Here is a 17417-nt window from a genome sequence, read left to right on the forward strand (position 1 = left end):
TTTATTTTAATTCAGCATGACCAAAATTTACGGAGAAGTCCTGACACCAAATGATGACGTAAGAAAAGTCGTCGAGCACAACAGCTTCTTCAATTTCATATGATTGTTTGCCAGTGGTAGACTTGAGTTTTCCCAGACTAACAAATTTTGTAGCTTTCGCATCATTGGTTAAATAGACGTACAAATCGGGCCCATTCTCAGTGCTAAAGGGATCAAGTACTAAAGTTCTTGTGCCGTTGCTTGAGTAAATTTTTGCACTACCCGACACTTTGTGAACCACATCAACAAATGATCCCTCTTTTAAAACAATCGCAGCTTCAGATGGATTGAAATCGTCTTCAATCGGCTCAGTGGGAGTCTCTTCTTCCCCGCCACAAGCGAACAATACAAGCAGTGCTAAAGGTCTTAAGTATTTGAATGCTTTCATTTAAATTACTTTTTGTTAATAAAGTATGTAACTCCAGCCGTGAACATAGCCGATTTGTTTCTGAATCGATCATTTGGCTCAGGCGATTGTTGCACTTCCGTGTCCGTGGAGTATTCAGTAAAAAGGAACTGGAAACCAGCCTTTATCCCCCAGGTAGCATTCAGGCTGTATCTGGCAAACAGTTCCGAGTTCAGGCTTCCTATATCATTGTCAGAAATAAGCAGCACATTTAGCGATGTGGGCTTTCCCGAAGTGGTATTGCCGGAGTTTCCTTCGAAATACCTACCATCCTGTTTCGCACCAAAGGAAACACCAAAAAGGTCGATGTTAAATCCAACAAAGACCTTTGGATGAACCTGATAGCCGACGTTAAAGGATGCGTTTAGGGAATTCACTTGAGCGGATGCAAACTGAACAGAGTCGATATTTTCGATAATGTTTTCGATAAAGAATACCTGTGGCCCTGTCTCTCCTGATGTGATTGAAGCCGGTGCTGTCAAATAGTATTGGTTTTTGCCAAGGTAGTTCGTTAGCCTGCCTCCCACTCCCAGAGACCACTTTTTTTTCTTACCTAGCTGCCAATTGTGTACATACGAAGTACTCAAGCTTCCTTCTGAGCCCCCGATGCCTAGCCCAATATCGATATTATTGTCTGCTACCTGAGCTGAGAGCTGATTTACCAAAGCAGACGAGATAATTAAAACAATATATAATCTCTTCATAGTGCAAATTTTTATAAAGGAATAGGATCAGCAATGAATTACTTGTCGTTTGGCCGACAAGTGGTTAACTGTTCATGTCGTCAATGCGGGAGATGAATTATTTTGGGGCAGTAACCTTCTTCAATTGCCGCCCTCTTCATGTTCTCTAACACTCACTTTCCTCACTTTCCAGGCCTCCAATTCAGCGTCAAGCTCCTTCTTTTGCCTTTCGGTGAGCTGTATTTTGACAAGTTCATACATATCAGGTTGACCGGCATCTACCCAGCAGGTAAACCAAAAGTCACCTACCATCTTTATCGAGGCCCTCATTCTGTTTTCGACTTGTGCCCCCAGCATTTGGTGAAAAGCTGCCGCATATTCACGTGAATAGGTCTGAGTCATGCTGCCTCCCCTTTCTTCAAACGTATACTTTTTGTCTTCTGCAAACTGATCATTTAGCTGCTTCTCAAACCGCAGCACCGAATCGAGGGCTAAGTGCGCATTTGTGACCGCTTTCCATGCCTCCATCTGTGGGTTTTTTACATATTCTGCCTTTCCCACAAAAAAATTGTAATTCTCGAAGAACAGCTCCGGCAACCTCGATTCCCAGAAGCCATGTATGCCGTATTGATTGGTGAGCTGGCCATTGTAGTTCTCCGTAGTGTGCAGAGGCACGTTGGCGTCGCCTATATAATGGCCTATGTCTGTAGCATAGCGAAGAATTCGATCAATATCTTTTTCCCGAAAAGCTTTTGTAAGGAAGTTTTTCATTGTAGCAATGTGCCATGGGACGATGCCATAAGCTTGAAGTGTGTCTTCAGTGTACTTTTCAACGGCCTCGTTCCAATACCTTGGCATGTTGTAAATGGCGCTGTCTCCATAAATGTCGATGTCTATATAGTGCCTGGCCGCTTCTTCAGGAATTGCATACCTCCGTCTGTCAGGGTTAACAGCATTTTCCTCCACATATTGGATATGGTATTTAAAGAAAACCCCTAATTCTGGAGGTAATGTGTAAACAGCCAGGTGGTTTATTTTTTGGTGAGCAAAAAATCCCCATCGGCCGCTGCCCGGGTTCGAAAATGATATATTTGCGATTAACGTCCCAAAAACGACTAATAGCGAAGTAGTTTTAAATGAAGCTGAGAATGTTGTCACTTTGCTGTCGGGACGCATAGGCTTTCAGTTGCTTAACTGGAGATTATATTCCGAGAGGGTTTTGTAAATTCAAACAATACTTTTATCTTTGCGCTCTCTAAAAATGAACTGTTTACCGCAAGTACTAAAATAGTATGGCTAATCATAAATCCTCGTTAAAAAGAATTCGTTCTACAGAAGCTAAAAGGTTGAGAAATCGTTATCAGCACAAAACGACTCGTACCTTTATCAAAAAGCTTGTTGGAGCGACTGATAAAGCAGAAGCCACTGAGCTTTACAAAAAAGTAGCAGGCATGATCGACAAGCTTGCTAAAAGAAACATTATCCATAAAAATAATGCTTCTAACAAAAAATCAAAATTGGCTAAGCTAGTTAATGCCCTAGACTAAACGCCGATTTAGCAGAATATTTAAGGAGCCTCTTCAATTTGAAGGGGCTTTTCGTTTTTATTGGTGGTTGATTTATTGTTTTTGGTTACCTTAAGAAGCAAATCAATCAAGTATGTCAGAAGGTAACTACGTGCAACGGCTGTCAATAAAAAGCTGGTCGGAAGATGACCGGCCGAGAGAAAAACTCATATTGAAAGGCAAATCGGTTTTGTCAGATGCCGAACTGCTTGCCATTCTCATCAACTCCGGCACAAAAAAACACTCTGCCGTCGACCTCGCTAAAATGATCCTCCAAAAGGCAAACAACGACCTGAATGCGCTGGGCAAGTTTAGCATGGCCGATTTCACCATTTTTGAAGGTATTGGTGAAGCCAAAGCCATTACTATCATGAGCGCACTTGAATTGGGTCGGCGAAGAAAGGAGCAAGCCATAGAAGTAAAGCCTGTAGTTATCACCAGTAAGGAGGCCTATATTCTCATGAGGCCTTATTTGCTTGACCTCGCCCATGAGGAGTTTTGGGTTATTTTTCTGGGCCGTGGAGGCAAATTAATTTCTGTGCAACAAGTGAGTTTGGGCGGAATCAATGGCACCGTAGCCGATCCCAGGGTTATCTATAAAAAGGCACTGGAGCTGCCTGGCTGCACGGGCATAATTCTGGCACATAATCACCCGTCAGGAAACTCCAGGCCAAGTCAGGAAGATATCAGGCTCACCAAGTCTATGAAGGCCGCCGGTGAGCTGCTTCAGATACATGTACTTGACCATTTGATTTTTTGTGACGAGGGATATTATAGTTTTGCAGACGAAGCAACATTATAGATAAGATGAAAGGTTCTAAGTTGATTATCAGTGTTCTTGCAGTGGTTGTTGGTGTCGCTATTTTTTTAGCCAACTCCGGCGACGAATCACCCGAAGAATACATAGCTTCTATAGAAAAGGAGCGTCAGGAGAAGAACGAATTTATGCGGAGTTCGTCCGACTCTCCATTCAAAGGAAAAGAATTTACCGAGCTAAAATACTTCCCTGCTGACCCTGCCTACAAAGTTATGGCGAATGTTAATCAGTTGGAAGCCAGGGAGCTTGTAACACTGGGAACTAGCGACGGGAAAACGCAGCAATACCAAAAATTTGCTTTCGTTGAGTTTGAGATCAAAGGTCAGCGGAAAAAGTTGACCTTGCTGAGGCAAGCGGGGCCAGGCATGCAAAATGTGACCTTCCTGGCTTTTGCAGACGCTACCAGTGGAGAGTCAACTTATGGCGGGGGTCGCTATCTCGACGTGTCGGTAAAAAATGCCAGACAAATTCTGCTGGATTTCAATTTGGCCTACAATCCATACTGTGAGTACAACAGCAGTTATTCATGCCCCCTTCCTTTGAAAGAGAATGTTTTGGACATCGCTATAGAGGCAGGCGAAAAAAACTACTAGCTCGCCTACTACTTGACGCTATTTGGTTAATTTTACCCCTTCGTTTTTTTTGAAACGAGTTAAATAAGGAAGAACAGAAGCAAGGAATGAAGATTTCATATAATTGGCTGAAGGAATATATTGATCTGACAGAGAAGCCCGAGGAGGTCTCAAAGGTGCTTACCGGGCTGGGGCTGGAAGTGGAAGGGTTGGAATTTCATGAGGAGATTCCCGGAAGCATGGAGGGCCTGGTGCTGGGTGAAGTGGTGGCATGCGAACCCCACCCCAATGCTGACAAGCTGAAGCTAACCAAAGTTGATGTGGGTGGGCCCGAACTGTTAGGCATTGTCTGCGGTGCTCCCAATGTAGCAAAAGGGCAGCGGGTAGTGGTGGCCACCAACGGCACAACCATACACCCCAAGACAGGTGAACCTTTTCAAATCAAGAGAGCAAAGATTAGAGGCGAAGAATCGAACGGGATGATCTGCGCAGAGGACGAAATAGGCCTGAGCAACGATCACGGAGGAGTGATTGTACTCGATACGCAGTTACCTAATGGCACGCCAGCGGCAGATTACTTTAAGCCAACCACAGACTATGTATTTGAAATTGGCCTGACACCCAACCGGGCTGATGCCACCTCGCACTACGGCACAGCCAGAGATCTGGCAGCTTTTTACGGAAGGCCTTTGAAGTTCCCTCCTATTGATGCTTTCAAGGCAGATGATAAGTCTCTTAAAATAGACGTTTCTGTTGAAAACACAGAAGCGTGTCCAAGATATGCAGGCGTTACATTGACGGGCCCGAAAGTTGGGCCTTCGCCGTCATGGCTCAAAGCTCGCCTGGAGGCTATAGGGCTTACTCCAATCAATAACATCGTTGACGTCACCAATTATATCTGTCACGGTGTAGGACAGCCTTTGCATGCTTTCGATGCGGCGAAAATTAAAGGAGGGAAAGTAGTTGTCAAGACTCTTCCTGAGGGGACTAAGTTTACCACATTGGATGAGAAAGAGAGGAAGCTTTCGGCCAATGACCTGATGATTTGCGATGCAGAGGAAGGAATGTGTATAGCAGGCGTTTTCGGCGGCACGCATTCTGGAGTTTCCGATACCACGACTAGTATTTTTCTTGAGTCTGCCTACTTCTCTCCTGACTATGTGAGAAGAACTGCCATCTTGCATGGTCTGAAAACTGATGCTTCTTTCAGGTTTGAACGGGGTATCGACCCAAATGGGGCCGTAAATGCTTTGAAACACGCTGCATTACTTATAAAAGAAGTGGCGGGAGGAAGCATTAGCTCCGATATAGTAGATATTTACCCTCAGCCAATTGCTGACTTCAGGTTCAAAGTTCGCTTTGCCAGAGTCAATATGCTTATAGGCAAGGATATTGGAAGGGAGGCCATTCTGGCCATTCTAAAAAATCTGCAGATTGGTGTAGAAGACTTAACCAGCGATGACTTCACAGCTGTTGTGCCGCCTTACCGTGTCGACGTGCAGCGAGAAATTGACGTCGTCGAAGAGGTGTTAAGAGTATATGGCATCGATAATATTGAATTATCGGCGACTATTGGTGCCGCAACTTTGTCTGAGTTTCCGGCGGTGGATGACAACAAACTTCAGCTTAAAATTTCGGAGTTCCTGGCCGCAAGATCTTACTATGAGATTATTACAAACTCTCTGACCAATGCTGAGTACGGCATCAAGTCAGGACTGTACGAGGAAGAGCAGAATGTCGTTATTCTCAACAGGCTGAGTGAGGAGTTGGGGGTAATGCGCCAGTCGATGCTTTTCAGCGGGCTGGAGGTTGTGGCTTACAACAACAACCACCGCCAAGCAAATTTGAAGTTTTTTGAGTTTGGAAAGACCTATCATAAGAAGGACAGTAGAAAATACCGGGAGCAAAATAGGCTTGCATTGTTTGCAACAGGTGCCTCTCATGAGGAAACCTGGAGACAGCCAACCAAGGCGATAGAATTCTACGATTTGTCCGCTGCTTTGCAGCAAATTTTAAATAAATTGAACATCTCAGGATACGAGACTCAACCCACCTCAGACAAGACATTTGAGTCGGGCCTTGATTTTTCGCTGAACGGGAAAGTGTTTGCAAGCATTGGGCAGGTAAACAAGAAGGCGCTAAAGCTGGCAGAGGTGAGACAGCCGGTTTTTTATGCTGACATCGACTGGAAGCAATTGCTGAAGTGGTACAAAGGCACAATTGATTATACTGAGGTGCCCAAGTTTCCGGAAGTGCGTCGTGACTTGTCAATAGTGCTGGATAAGTCAGTGAGTTTTTCGCAGGTGGAGAGAGTAGCGAGGCAAGCGGAGCGTCGGCTTATTAAAGGGTTGAATGTTTTTAGCGTGTATGAGGGAGATAAACTGGAGGCCGGCAAAAAGTCTTACGCCATCAGTTTCACTCTTCAGGATGAGAAGGAAACGCTGAAGGACAAGCAAATTGACAAAACAATGAATGCATTGATAGCTGCTTTTGAAAGTCAGCTTGGCGCAATAATAAGGAAGTGATTACTATGAACTCAAACCAACTCAACTCGGAATTAAACTCATTGGAAAGAAAGATTTCTCTTCTTTTAAATGAATATAAAAACCTGAAAAAGGAGTTAGATCATACGAAAACAGAGAATGACGAGCTCCGTAGTGTTTTGAGTTCGAAGGAACATCAGATAAGCGACTTCCAAAATAAATTTAAAATTAGTAAGATTGCTGATAGTTTGGCATTGAGCGGAGACGACTCGACAGAACTCAAACAAGTATTAAATGAATATATTAAGGAGATAGATAGGTGCATTGCTCATTTGAGTCAATAACCTGTAAGGATAAGTGATGGGGGAACAGCTTTCGATACGGATAAAAATAGGCAACAGAGAATACCCAATGAAGGTATCGGCTCATGAAGAGGGCATGGTACGTCAGGCAGGCAAGCAATTGAATGAAAGGATGAAGTCGTACAAGGAACAATTTGGCATCGACGATCCACAAGACTTGCTGGCAATGGTGTCCTTCGACTTGCTTATTGAAAAACTGAAAGTCGACGAGACTGTTGTAGACAATGATCAGGTAACACTAGAAAAGATTACTCACCTAAATCATCTGATCACCCAGGCCTTATAAACCTGCATATCATTTTTTACACTGTGCTTCTGTAGCAATTTCTGCTGGTGCTAACTAGTAATAGTATACACCTTATATTAAATGTTATGGACACAACCGTATATATCATCCTATTTGCCTTTGTGGGGATTGTGGCTGGCTTTCTCGTGGGGAGAATGGCTCTTAAGAAATCCTATGCGTCTAAGGAATCGGACATTGCAGAAAAGAGTAAGCTACTTGTAAAGGAAGCTGAGATTGAAGCTGAGAACATCAAGAAGAATAAAATTCTTGAAGCCAAAGAAAGATTCCTGAAGCTAAGGGAGGAATTTGAGGAGGAGTCTAATAAGAAAAAGGCCATCATCATCTCCAACGAAAACAAGATCAAGCAAAGAGAGCAGGCGCTGTCAAAGCAGTTTGAGCAGAACAAGAGAACCGAGGCTGAGCTGGACTCTGCCAAGGAGAATCTGAACGCACAAATGGAGATAATGAAAAAGAGGAAGGAAGAGCTGGATAAAATCAGACAGCAGCAAGTGGAGATCCTCGAAAAAATTTCAAGCCTCACTGCCGACGAAGCCAGAGAACAATTGGTGGAGACCCTGAAAGACGAAGCTCGTTCCAAGGCGTCTTCTCATATTAAAGAGATTATTGAAGAGTCGAAGCTGACTGCTACCAAGGAAGCAAAGAAGATCGTTCTCCAGACAATTCAGCGGACTGCTACGGAGCATGCCATAGAAAACTGTGTTTCTATTTTCAATATTGAAAGTGACGACATCAAAGGCAAGATCATTGGCCGTGAGGGTAGAAACATCCGGGCATTGGAAGCAGCCACAGGAGTGGAGATCATTGTTGACGATACACCAGAAGCCATCATCATCTCGGGCTTTGATCCGGTGCGCCGTGAAGTAGCCAGATTGTCTTTGCACCGCCTGGTGCAGGACGGCAGGATTCACCCGGCCCGTATTGAAGAGATTGTAGCCAAAACTGCCAAGAACATCGACGACGAAATTGTAGAAATTGGTGAGAAAACTGTGATTGAGTTGGGTATTCACGGGGTGCACCCTGAATTGATTAAAATGGTTGGCCGGATGAGGTTCCGTTCTTCTTACGGACAAAACCTTCTTCAGCATTCCAGAGAGGTAGCGAAGCTTTGCGCCACACTGGCTGCTGAGCTTGGGCTCAATGCCAAGATGGCTAAGAGAGCAGGTCTGCTACATGATATTGGCAAGGTGTGGCCGGAAGAGCCAGAGCAGCCGCATGCGATCCTGGGTATGGAGCTGGCCAAAAAATACAAAGAGCATCCTGATGTTTGCAACGCCATTGGCGCTCACCACGATGAAGTGGAAATGACAGCGATGATTTCACCTATCATTCAGGCATGTGATGCTATTTCAGGATCAAGGCCGGGTGCCCGTCGAGAGGTGATGGAGTCGTATATCCGTCGACTGAAGGAGCTGGAAGCTTTGGCGCTGGAGTTTGACGGTGTGAACAAGTGCTATGCCATTCAGGCCGGCCGTGAGCTCAGGGTGATTGTGGACGCTGATTCGGTGTCTGACCAAAGAGCTGGGGACATGTCGTTTGAGATTAGCCAGAAGATAGAGAGAGATATGCAGTACCCGGGACAGATAAAGGTGACAGTTATTCGTGAGATGAGATCGATTGCCTACGCCAAGTAGACCGGTATTCTGTTAAAAAAATTAAGCCTTTAGTTTTAAGCCGTCGAGGGTCGGAAAACTAAAGGCTTTTTGTTTGTTTATTCTTTTTCTGCCACTGCAGGAGCCGGAGCAGCAACACCAGCAATTTTTTCTTTGATTTTCTTTTCTATTTCTTCCATCAGTTCAGGGTTGTCAAGCAACAATTCCTTCACTGAGTCCCTTCCCTGGCCCAGCTTGGTTTCCTGGTACGAGAACCACGAGCCTGATTTTTTCACAATGTCCAGATCAACGCCAATGTCGATGATCTCACCCACTTTGGAGATGCCTTTGCCGTACATGATGTCAAACTCAACAATTTTGAATGGAGGTGCCACTTTGTTCTTTACTACCTTCACCCTGGTGCGGTTACCCGTTACATTGTCGGGCCCCTCTTTGATTTGGCCCACACGACGAATGTCAAGCCTTACAGAAGCGTAAAATTTCAGTGCATTACCACCGGTGGTTGTTTCAGGGTTTCCGAACATCACACCAATCTTCTCTCTCAACTGGTTGATGAATATACAGGAACAGCCAGTCTTATTAATAGTACCTGTCAGCTTTCTCAATGCCTGAGACATCAACCTGGCTTGCAAGCCCATTTTGCTGTCACCCATTTCTCCCTCAAGTTCTCCTTTGGGTACAAGGGCAGCTACGGAGTCAATCACAATGATGTCAATAGCGCCTGAACGGATCAGGTGCTCTGTAATTTCCAGTGCCTGCTCTCCATTATCTGGCTGAGAGATGAGCAGGTTCTCGGTGTCTATACCAAGCTTTTCTGCATAGGATTTGTCAAAGGCATGTTCCGCATCAATGAAAGCAGCAAGACCTCCCTTTTTTTGAGCCTCTGCTATGCAGTGCATCGAAAGAGTGGTTTTACCTGATGATTCCGGCCCGTAGATTTCGATTACTCTACCTCTTGGAATGCCACCAACACCAAGAGCGATGTCAAGCCCCAAAGAGCCCGTAGAAATGGCGGGGACATCAACCACTCGCTCATCGCTCAGCTTCATGATGGTGCCTTTGCCGTAAGTTTTTTCAAGTTTGTCGATGGTCAGCGCCAGCGCCTTCAGTTTTTCAGTTTTATCGCTCATGATATGTGATTAAAATATTGAGTATTGGGGCTGTGAATTTACTATGATTCGCCTCAAATACCAACGCTATCAGGGGCAGATTTACCCTGTCACACAACAATAGCCTTCAGCTATTCTCTTCCGCCTTTTGCCCGACTTCCATCTCAGCGTCTGTGGGTGTTTCCCAGAAAGTGAGGAAGATATAAATACCAAATGCTGTGCCCAGCGGAAAATTGAAGAAGTAGAAAACGGCAGGAGCCATCGACGCTTTTTGTGCCCATTTCTGGTTAGCCAGAATGCCGGCAGCCAACACAAACTCAATAAGGGCCAGCCCAACATAGAAAAACGGGAAGGCATACATAAGGGCAGCAGGATGTCTGAGCGTAAGCCCACCTATATGGATATCACTAAATATTTCCCAGCTATCGAAAAAATAGACAGCGTTGTACATAAAAGCTGAGAACACAAGGTGCAGAAGTGATACGACAATCAGAATTTTTCCGATGATCTTATTGTGCCTTTGAAATTGTTCAGGAGACTTCATATAGACAAGGTAATGATTAGTACTATGTTTTACAAGGTATTATACGCTTGACACTCTAAATGGTTGGGCGATTTGCTTCCTATACAATATTTTTCGTCGTTAGGTGTTGAAGAGCTAAATTGGAATCGTGAAGAAAAAGATTGTTTTAACGATCGTTCTGCTTTTGGTAGCGGCATTGATCTATTATAGAGATTTGATCAGCTATGGGTGGATGCAGGGCAAAGGGCAGTTTGAGATCTTGTGGGAAGCTCAACCGATTGGGGAATTTCTCGAGTCGCCCGACTTCCCGGATTCTTTAAAGGCCAAGCTAAGGCTCATTCAGCAGATAAGGTCTTTTGCCGTCGACTCTCTGGGTATTTCCCCTTCTGACAACTACACGACGATGTATAATCAGAAGGGCGAAAATTTACTCTGGAACGTAACTGCTGCAGAGCCATTCGCCCTGGTGCCTTATCGCTGGAAGTTTCCGTTTCTGGGGTCGTTTCCCTACAAGGGGTATTTTGACCTGGAAAAGGCGAAGCTTGAAAGGGAGAGGCTGGACTCAGATGGCTACGACACGCATATCGGCATGGTAAGCGGTTGGTCCACACTCGGCTGGTTTAAGGATCCAATTTTGAGTAAAATGCTGGAGAGGTCTGAGGGTGATTTGGCTGAATTGATCATTCATGAGCTTACACATGGCACGCTTTACGTTAAAGACAGTGTGGAGTTTAATGAGAATCTGGCCAGCTTTGTGGGAAGAGTGGGTGCCATTCAGTTTTTAAAGAACCGGTTTGGGCAAAACTCAGCTGAACTTACATCGTATGTAAATTCAGAGGTCGATTACGAAAAGATCTACCGCCACTATTTGAATGGGGCACGAAAATTGGATAGCTTATATAAAACTATGGACGAATCAATGTCTGTTGCCATGAAAAGTGAACAAAAAAAAGACATGATTTATGACATTATGAAAAACCTGGACACCCTGCGCTTCGAAGAAAGAAAGCCGTTTCAGTGGAAAGCTGAGAACAGGTTGCCCAACAATACCTTCTTTATGTCATACCTGAGGTACCGTGGGAAGATGACCAGTTTCGAAAACGAATTGCAAGAGAGGTTTGGGGGTGACCTTAGGGCATATGTGACTTATTTAAAAGGAGTATATCCTTCGTTATGAAAAATATACTGACAAAAATAGGTGGGTTAATAGCACTCGCAGGAATTTTTTCAGCGTTCGGTCAGTACGCTGGTGATCGTGCATTTAGAACCCTTAGTAACCGAAGTTTCAAAAAGGGTGAGCTTTTGGAGTACAGGCTGCACATTGGCATGCTGACCGCCGGTGAAGCTACCATGAGCATTCTGCCGGATATTGAAAGGCGAAACGGGAGGCCTTGCTACCGCATCGACGTCTACGGAAAGACTACAGGCCTGGCCGATTTCTTGTACAGTGTAAAGGACAACTGGGGCACTTACTATGACACCGCCTCTCTTGTGCCCCATCAGTTTTACAGGAATATTCAGGAAGGAAGGTACAGAAAATACGAAGTGGTTGATTTTGATCACCAGAATGAAAAGGCCAAGGTGACCACGCTGGACAAGCATACCTTTAAGCCCAAGGACACAAAAATGTATGACATACCGTCCAATATTCAGGATCTGGTAAGCGGTTACTACTACATCCGCACGCTTGATTTTTCAAAAACTCAACCTAATGACACCCTCCAGGTACAAGCTTTTTTCGACAAAGAGCTTTTCGATATGAAAATCAGGTTTGTAAGGCGTGAAGTGCTGAAGACTAAACTTGGCAAGATCAAAACCTTGGTATTTGCCCCGGTCATGCCCGAAAACAGCATTTTCGAGGGGGAAGATGCAATCTTGCTATGGATGTCTGACGACGCCAACAAGATTCCATTAAAAGTGAGAGCTAAGATGTTTTTAGTGGGTTCGGTTGATATTGATATCACCGACGCAAAGAATATTAAGTCTAAGCTGGCGGTCGTTGAAGAGTAGTATTAACAAATTGTTACCGCTTTTACATTCAGTTCTTTATTGTCTACTTTTAACCCGTCTTTAGTATTCGTAGCTGGTATTTTTCAGTTGAGTGATAGAAAAACAGCACTAAGACCTGGTTTTAAATTATCGTAATCCCCTTTGAACAATGGGAAATAAGCAATCGCAAAAGGTACTGGTAGTAGACGATGAAGCTGACATATTAGAGCTGCTAAAGTACAACCTGGCCAAAGAAGGTTATGACGTAAAGACGTCACTCGATGGTAGAAAGGCTGTTGAAATTGCCAAAACCTACCATCCTGACCTCATTCTGCTGGACATAATGATGCCTCATCAGGATGGTGTGGAGACATGCAGGCAGCTAAGAGAAATACCAGAGCTCAATAACTCATTCGTTATTTTCCTAACGGCACGGTCTGAAGAGTACTCGGAGGTAGCAGCTTTTGATATCGGAGCCGACGATTATATTACAAAGCCGATAAAGCCGAGGGCTTTAATGAGCAGGATAAACGCCTTGTTCAGAAGAGATTCTAAAAAGAAGAAGGACAACAATCAGGTATCGGCGGGTGATTTGAGTATTGATCGGACAAGCTACACTGCTACAATTGGAGAGGATAAGATCAACCTCCCAAAAAAGGAATTTGAGCTGCTGTACTTTCTCGCCCAAAACCCCGGAAAAGTATTTAGCCGGGATGATCTGTTGCAGAACATTTGGGGCACCGACGTTTATGTGTTGGCACGCACAGTAGATGTGCATATCAGAAAAGTCAGAGAGAAAATAGGAGAAGGATATATATCTACCGTGAAAGGCGTTGGATATAAGTTTGAGGCTAACTAGGCTTTTATGTTGCTTAACTCCCGGGCTCTTGCGCTGCTGCTATCTGTTTCTATATCCGTTATTACTACCGCTTTTTTGTACCTGGTGCCTCAGGTAACCGTCACAGCCCTTTTTGTGGCATTTGGGCTTTCGTTTTCATCCTCCTATCTCTTGATTAGCCTCGTGCTCGAATTTCTTTTTTTTAAGGAAATCAATGGCATTAACGAAGCATTTGAAAACATAAGGAAAAAAGATTTCACGGAAGTAGATGATCCCTCTTCGAATCCCCTTAGTCCGCTTAATAGAATCAACGAAGAGATTTATTCCTACGCAAAAATCAAGCAGAGGGAAATTGACGAGTTGAAAAAGATGGAGGCTTTCAGAAGGGAGTTTCTTGCTGATGTTTCCCACGAGCTGAAGACACCCATTTTTGCCGCTCAGGGATTTGTGCACACACTTTTGGATGGGGCGGTAGAAGACAAGTCTGTTCGAATCAAGTTCCTGAAGAAGGCCGCCAAGAGCCTGGATGGCCTGGATATTCTGGTGCACGACCTGTTAACCATCTCCCAAATGGAGACCGGTGAAATAAAAATGCACTTTGAGGACTTTGACGTTCGGGAGCTTACCGAGGAAATATTCGAACAGTTTGAAGACAAAGCAGAGAAGAAAAACATCAAGCTTAGTTATACGAAGTTGGGGAAAGCCCCAATTTATGTTCACGCTGATTTTCAGAGAATCTATCAGGTGCTGACCAACCTCATTTCGAATGGTATCAAGTATACCAAGGATGAAGGTATGGTGGAGATCGATTTTGAAGAGGGAAAGCATGATGTAACGGTATTCGTCAAAGATACCGGGCGTGGAATACCCCCTGAAGACTTGAAGAGGGTTTTTGAACGCTTCTATAGGGTGGAGAAGAGCCGGTCGAAAGAGAAGGGGGGGACTGGTCTGGGGCTTGCCATCGTCAAGCATATTATCGAAGCCCATGGCAGCAAAGTCAGCGTTACCAGCACAGTAGGCAAAGGCTCCACTTTCTTTTTTAAACTCCGTAAGAGCGACGTGGAGGAAATTGAAGTACTCCGTGACGACTCACCAGACGAGGACGAGTAGTAACTGCCGCTACGAAAAAATAATAGGTTAAATTTTGGGTGATGCTTTTGAAGCAGCTATACTGCCGTAAGTCTGATGACACCTGCTGGACGGAAATAGCACTCAAGTGGCGTGAACAAATACCGACTAGGCAAGTTTCAAATGGACAAGCAGACCCGAACAACCCAACCCATCAATGACAATCAGTGTAATCATTCCAACCTATAATGAAGAGCAGAATATCGTTCGTCTGATTGAAAGCCTGAAACGGCACGGTGATGACAGAAGTAGGGAAATAATTGTTGTGGATGGAGGGAGCAGTGACGCCACTGCCCGATTAGCGGCGGCTGCCGGGGCGGTTGTGGTTAAAACTGCCATTAGGCGGAGATCGGTGCAAATGAATCTGGGCGCTGAAAAAGCCAGCGGCGATGTGCTCTACTTTGTGCACGCCGATGTTGTTGTTGAGCCGGATTACGTTACCGATATTTCTGAATCACTCTCTCTGGATTACGAAAGCGGCTGTTACCGCTATCGCTTTAACTCGAACAAGGCATCGCTTAGAATCAATGCTTTTTTCACGAGGTTCCCATTTCTTTGGTGTCGGGGCGGTGATCAAACGCTTTTTATCACAAAAGAGCTTTTTTGGAATTTGGGCGGCTTTCAGGAGGACTATCTGATCATGGAGGACTATGACATCATAGAACGGATAAAGAAAAGAAGCAGCTTCCGGATCATACCCAGGGAGATAGTAGTGTCAGCAAGAAAATATGACGCCAATAGCTACCTTCGGGTTCAATTTGCTAACTTTTTAGTTTTTAGCATGTATTTTTGGGGCTCTTCTCAGCATAGGCTGACAAGCCTTTATAAAAAACTACTCAAGACTGATCAATAGGTTCTATGGAAAGTTACATCACTGGAGTTCAGCAAGCAGGCATTGGTGTGCCGGATATCGATAAATACTGGCCCTGGTATAGTAAAATGTTTGGGCTGTCTGTTGCCATCTTCGACGATAGGGCTGAAGCGGCACTTATGACGCCCTACACCGGCGGAGAGGTGCATTCCAGAAGGGCCGTGCTGGCCTTGAACATGGCAGGCGGTGGCGGTGCGGAAATTTGGCAGTTTACAAGCCGAACACCCGGTAACTGCTCTTTTAACCCGGTGTATGGCGACCTGGGCCTTTTTGCCCTAAAGATCAAAACCCGAAACATTAAATCGTTTGTAGCACTTGCTCAAAGTGCCAAAGCGGAGGTGTCAGAGATTCTGACGGACGCTAAGGGGAGAGGGTATGCCTGGGTAAAGGATCCGATGGGCAATATATTCCAGGTTGTTGAGATTTCAGAAGGCTGGTTCGGGGAGAATGGTAACCTAACCGGGGGTATTTTCGGAGCCGTTATTGGGGTTTCGTCAGTGGACAAATCGCTACCATTTTACCAGACTTTGCTTGGCACGTCAGGCGTAGTGTTCGATGAAGAGGCCAATGGAGATAAGTTCGTCGATGCTGGATCGCCAGCCATTAGGCGGCTGGTGTTAAGTAAAACTCCCGGACAAGTGGGGGCATTTAGTCAGCTACTTGGAGGGATAGAGCTTGAGCTTGTTGAACGGAAAGACAAAGCAGGAAAAAGAATTTTTGACGATACCAGATATTGGGGCGACTGTGGATTCATTCACCTTTGCTTCGACGTGCTGGATATGGAGCCTCTTCAGAACGTGCTGAACAAAGCTGGCCACAAATTTACCATTGACAGCAAAGGAACTTTTGCCATGGGAGAAGCCGGAGGCCGGTTCGCCTATGTGGAAGACCCTGACGGAGCCCTGATAGAGTTGGTGGAAACTCACAAAATCCCTATCATGAAGAAATATGGTTGGTTTTTGGATCTCACGAAGCGAAAGGGAAACAAGCCGTTAGCCAGGTGGATGTTCAAGGTGTTGGCCATGGCGAGTCCCAAAGCGAAAGCAATGGACTAATTTCCTGCCTGAGGGATATTAGCTTCTCTGGTGTACCACTTTTTGATCACAACTTCTGTCGGCTTGTTTTGTGGCGTGTAGTCGTTGTTCTCCATTCCGCCAGCCTTAGGATGATCAGGATACCATTTCCAAAGAAACCCGCCAGAAAACCATGGCTCGTCCCAGAAAGACTGGAAGAGCGCTTCATACGTATTGCTTTGGGCCTGCAGGTTTAGTGGCTGTTCTTTCTCGTTCAATTCCCAATGCTTAGCTGCTGCATAGTCAGCGCTGCGGTAGCCGTATTCAGTGAACAGAATGGGGCGGTTAAATTTTTGTGAAAGCTTTTCCAGTGACTTTTTCGGCTCCGCCCAATTTTTCTTTAGCTGTTTTACTGAAGGCGTTTTTTCGTCGCTAATGGGGAAGTATGCATCAATGCCGATGTAGTCCACCTGTTCCCAGCAGCTCACCTCCATATAATTGTCCCAGTTGGCAGCATACGTTAGTTTACCTTTGAAGTTGGCTCGGCACGCAGAGGCAAGCTTTATCCAAAAGTCAGGTCTGTGAATGACTGCCTGATTGAATTCCGTGCCGATGCAGAAAATTTCGGCATTAAGAGAATCGGCCACTTTCAGGTAGGTCATGATGTAGCTCAGGTAGTTTTCTTCCCATGCCGCCCATTCTTCCTCTGTTTCCAGTACAAAATCACCTGCCCAGCCGTCGCCTCTCACCCACACATGCGGCTTTACCATTACCTTCAGGCCTTTGTTATGTGCAGCCACAATCTGTTGAGCAACGCCATTAGTCGTTTCCCCTCCCCACTGACGGGAATGATTGAAGTGCAGCTCTGAAGAATGACCGGGAGCAAAGGCAAAGGGAATAATGGCTACCCATTTGGCACCCACGCTGTCCAAGTGCTCAAGCTCTTCCCCCGGACTTACCTCTCTGCCGGCCACCAAAGACACACCGCTTATCTTTTGCCCCAAATGGACTGGGGCGTTTTGCATATAGCAACCAGACAGCGTCGTGGCGATAAATGCTGAGACAAGTACAGAGAGTTTAAGATGATTCATAGCCTGAAGGC

18 protein-coding genes are annotated in these 17417 nt (G+C 45.2%); 12 read left to right on the forward strand and 6 right to left on the reverse strand.

Annotation, left to right across the window (positions count from 1 at the left end; translation table 11 throughout):
- Position 1 precedes the first annotated feature (1 nt).
- From RIG68_RS02265 to RIG68_RS02275, 3 genes are all read right to left on the reverse strand, one after another.
- Entirely contained in the window at positions 2–427 is a 426-nt protein-coding gene (locus RIG68_RS02265; protein WP_151996359.1) for a DM13 domain-containing protein, read from the reverse strand.
- Between the two features lie 5 nt (positions 428–432).
- Entirely contained in the window at positions 433–1149 is a 717-nt protein-coding gene (locus RIG68_RS02270) for a hypothetical protein (RefSeq protein WP_151996360.1), read from the reverse strand.
- Positions 1150–1269: 120 nt separating this feature from the next.
- Entirely contained in the window at positions 1270–2304 is a 1035-nt protein-coding gene (locus RIG68_RS02275) for a zinc dependent phospholipase C family protein (RefSeq protein WP_350118213.1), read from the reverse strand.
- Between the two features lie 116 nt (positions 2305–2420).
- On the opposite strand from RIG68_RS02275, the gene rpsT reads away from it, so the two are divergent.
- The 6 genes from rpsT to rny all read left to right on the forward strand — a co-directional run bounded on the left by rpsT (position 2421) and on the right by rny (position 8865).
- The gene (rpsT, locus tag RIG68_RS02280; RefSeq protein ID WP_350073591.1) at positions 2421–2675 is read left to right on the forward strand and encodes a 30S ribosomal protein S20; all 255 of its coding nucleotides are present in this window, start codon (positions 2421–2423) and stop codon (positions 2673–2675) included.
- Between the two features lie 112 nt (positions 2676–2787).
- On the forward strand, positions 2788–3495 hold the full coding sequence (gene radC / locus RIG68_RS02285; protein ID WP_350118215.1) for a RadC family protein: 708 nt from the start codon (positions 2788–2790) through the stop codon (positions 3493–3495).
- 5 nt (positions 3496–3500) lie between these two features.
- Complete coding sequence (locus RIG68_RS02290) at positions 3501–4103, forward strand: DUF1684 domain-containing protein (RefSeq protein WP_350118216.1); 603 nt, start codon at positions 3501–3503, stop codon at positions 4101–4103.
- 86 nt (positions 4104–4189) lie between these two features.
- Positions 4190–6607, forward strand: coding sequence for a phenylalanine--tRNA ligase subunit beta (gene pheT / locus RIG68_RS02295; protein ID WP_350118218.1), 2418 nt, complete (start codon positions 4190–4192; stop codon positions 6605–6607).
- Between the two features lie 318 nt (positions 6608–6925).
- The gene (locus RIG68_RS02300; protein WP_151996366.1) at positions 6926–7213 is read left to right on the forward strand and encodes a cell division protein ZapA; all 288 of its coding nucleotides are present in this window, start codon (positions 6926–6928) and stop codon (positions 7211–7213) included.
- 86 nt (positions 7214–7299) lie between these two features.
- Positions 7300–8865 carry a ribonuclease Y gene (gene rny / locus RIG68_RS02305; RefSeq protein WP_151996367.1) on the forward strand — a complete coding sequence of 522 codons (1566 nt, stop codon included), beginning with the start codon at positions 7300–7302 and terminating at the stop codon, positions 8863–8865.
- A gap of 77 nt (positions 8866–8942) precedes the next feature.
- Here the strand turns inward: rny and recA are convergent, their stop codons facing one another.
- Together recA and RIG68_RS02315 are read right to left on the reverse strand one after the other, a co-directional pair.
- Positions 8943–9974, reverse strand: coding sequence for a recombinase RecA (recA, locus tag RIG68_RS02310; protein WP_350118220.1), 1032 nt, complete (start codon positions 9972–9974; stop codon positions 8943–8945).
- A gap of 106 nt (positions 9975–10080) precedes the next feature.
- Complete coding sequence (locus RIG68_RS02315; protein WP_350118222.1) at positions 10081–10497, reverse strand: hypothetical protein; 417 nt, start codon at positions 10495–10497, stop codon at positions 10081–10083.
- A gap of 127 nt (positions 10498–10624) precedes the next feature.
- Between RIG68_RS02315 and RIG68_RS02320 the strand changes: the two genes are divergently transcribed.
- The 6 genes from RIG68_RS02320 (at position 10625) to RIG68_RS02345 (ending at position 16357) form a co-directional block, all read left to right on the forward strand.
- A complete protein-coding gene (locus RIG68_RS02320; RefSeq protein ID WP_350118223.1) occupies positions 10625–11653 on the forward strand; it encodes an aminopeptidase in 1029 nt (342 codons plus the stop codon).
- A complete protein-coding gene (locus tag RIG68_RS02325) occupies positions 11650–12486 on the forward strand; it encodes a DUF3108 domain-containing protein (RefSeq protein ID WP_350118224.1) in 837 nt (278 codons plus the stop codon). Before RIG68_RS02320 ends, RIG68_RS02325 begins: the two co-directional genes overlap by 4 nt.
- A gap of 148 nt (positions 12487–12634) precedes the next feature.
- The gene (locus tag RIG68_RS02330; RefSeq protein WP_151996371.1) at positions 12635–13324 is read left to right on the forward strand and encodes a response regulator transcription factor; all 690 of its coding nucleotides are present in this window, start codon (positions 12635–12637) and stop codon (positions 13322–13324) included.
- 6 nt (positions 13325–13330) lie between these two features.
- Entirely contained in the window at positions 13331–14413 is a 1083-nt protein-coding gene (locus RIG68_RS02335; protein ID WP_350118226.1) for a sensor histidine kinase, read from the forward strand.
- A 175-nt stretch (positions 14414–14588) separates the two neighbouring features.
- Positions 14589–15284: a TIGR04283 family arsenosugar biosynthesis glycosyltransferase gene (locus RIG68_RS02340; protein WP_350118228.1), complete on the forward strand. Its 696-nt coding sequence runs from the start codon at positions 14589–14591 to the stop codon at positions 15282–15284.
- A gap of 5 nt (positions 15285–15289) precedes the next feature.
- Entirely contained in the window at positions 15290–16357 is a 1068-nt protein-coding gene (locus RIG68_RS02345; protein WP_350118230.1) for a VOC family protein, read from the forward strand.
- On the opposite strand, the gene RIG68_RS02350 is transcribed toward RIG68_RS02345, so the two are convergent.
- The gene (locus RIG68_RS02350; protein WP_350118232.1) at positions 16354–17406 is read right to left on the reverse strand and encodes a glycoside hydrolase family 113; all 1053 of its coding nucleotides are present in this window, start codon (positions 17404–17406) and stop codon (positions 16354–16356) included. The genes RIG68_RS02345 and RIG68_RS02350 overlap by 4 nt on opposite strands.
- Between the last annotated feature and the right edge of the window lie 11 nt (positions 17407–17417).

Origin of the sequence: Imperialibacter sp., from assembly GCF_040222385.1 — a bacterium.
Taxonomy (GTDB): domain Bacteria; phylum Bacteroidota; class Bacteroidia; order Cytophagales; family Cyclobacteriaceae; genus Imperialibacter.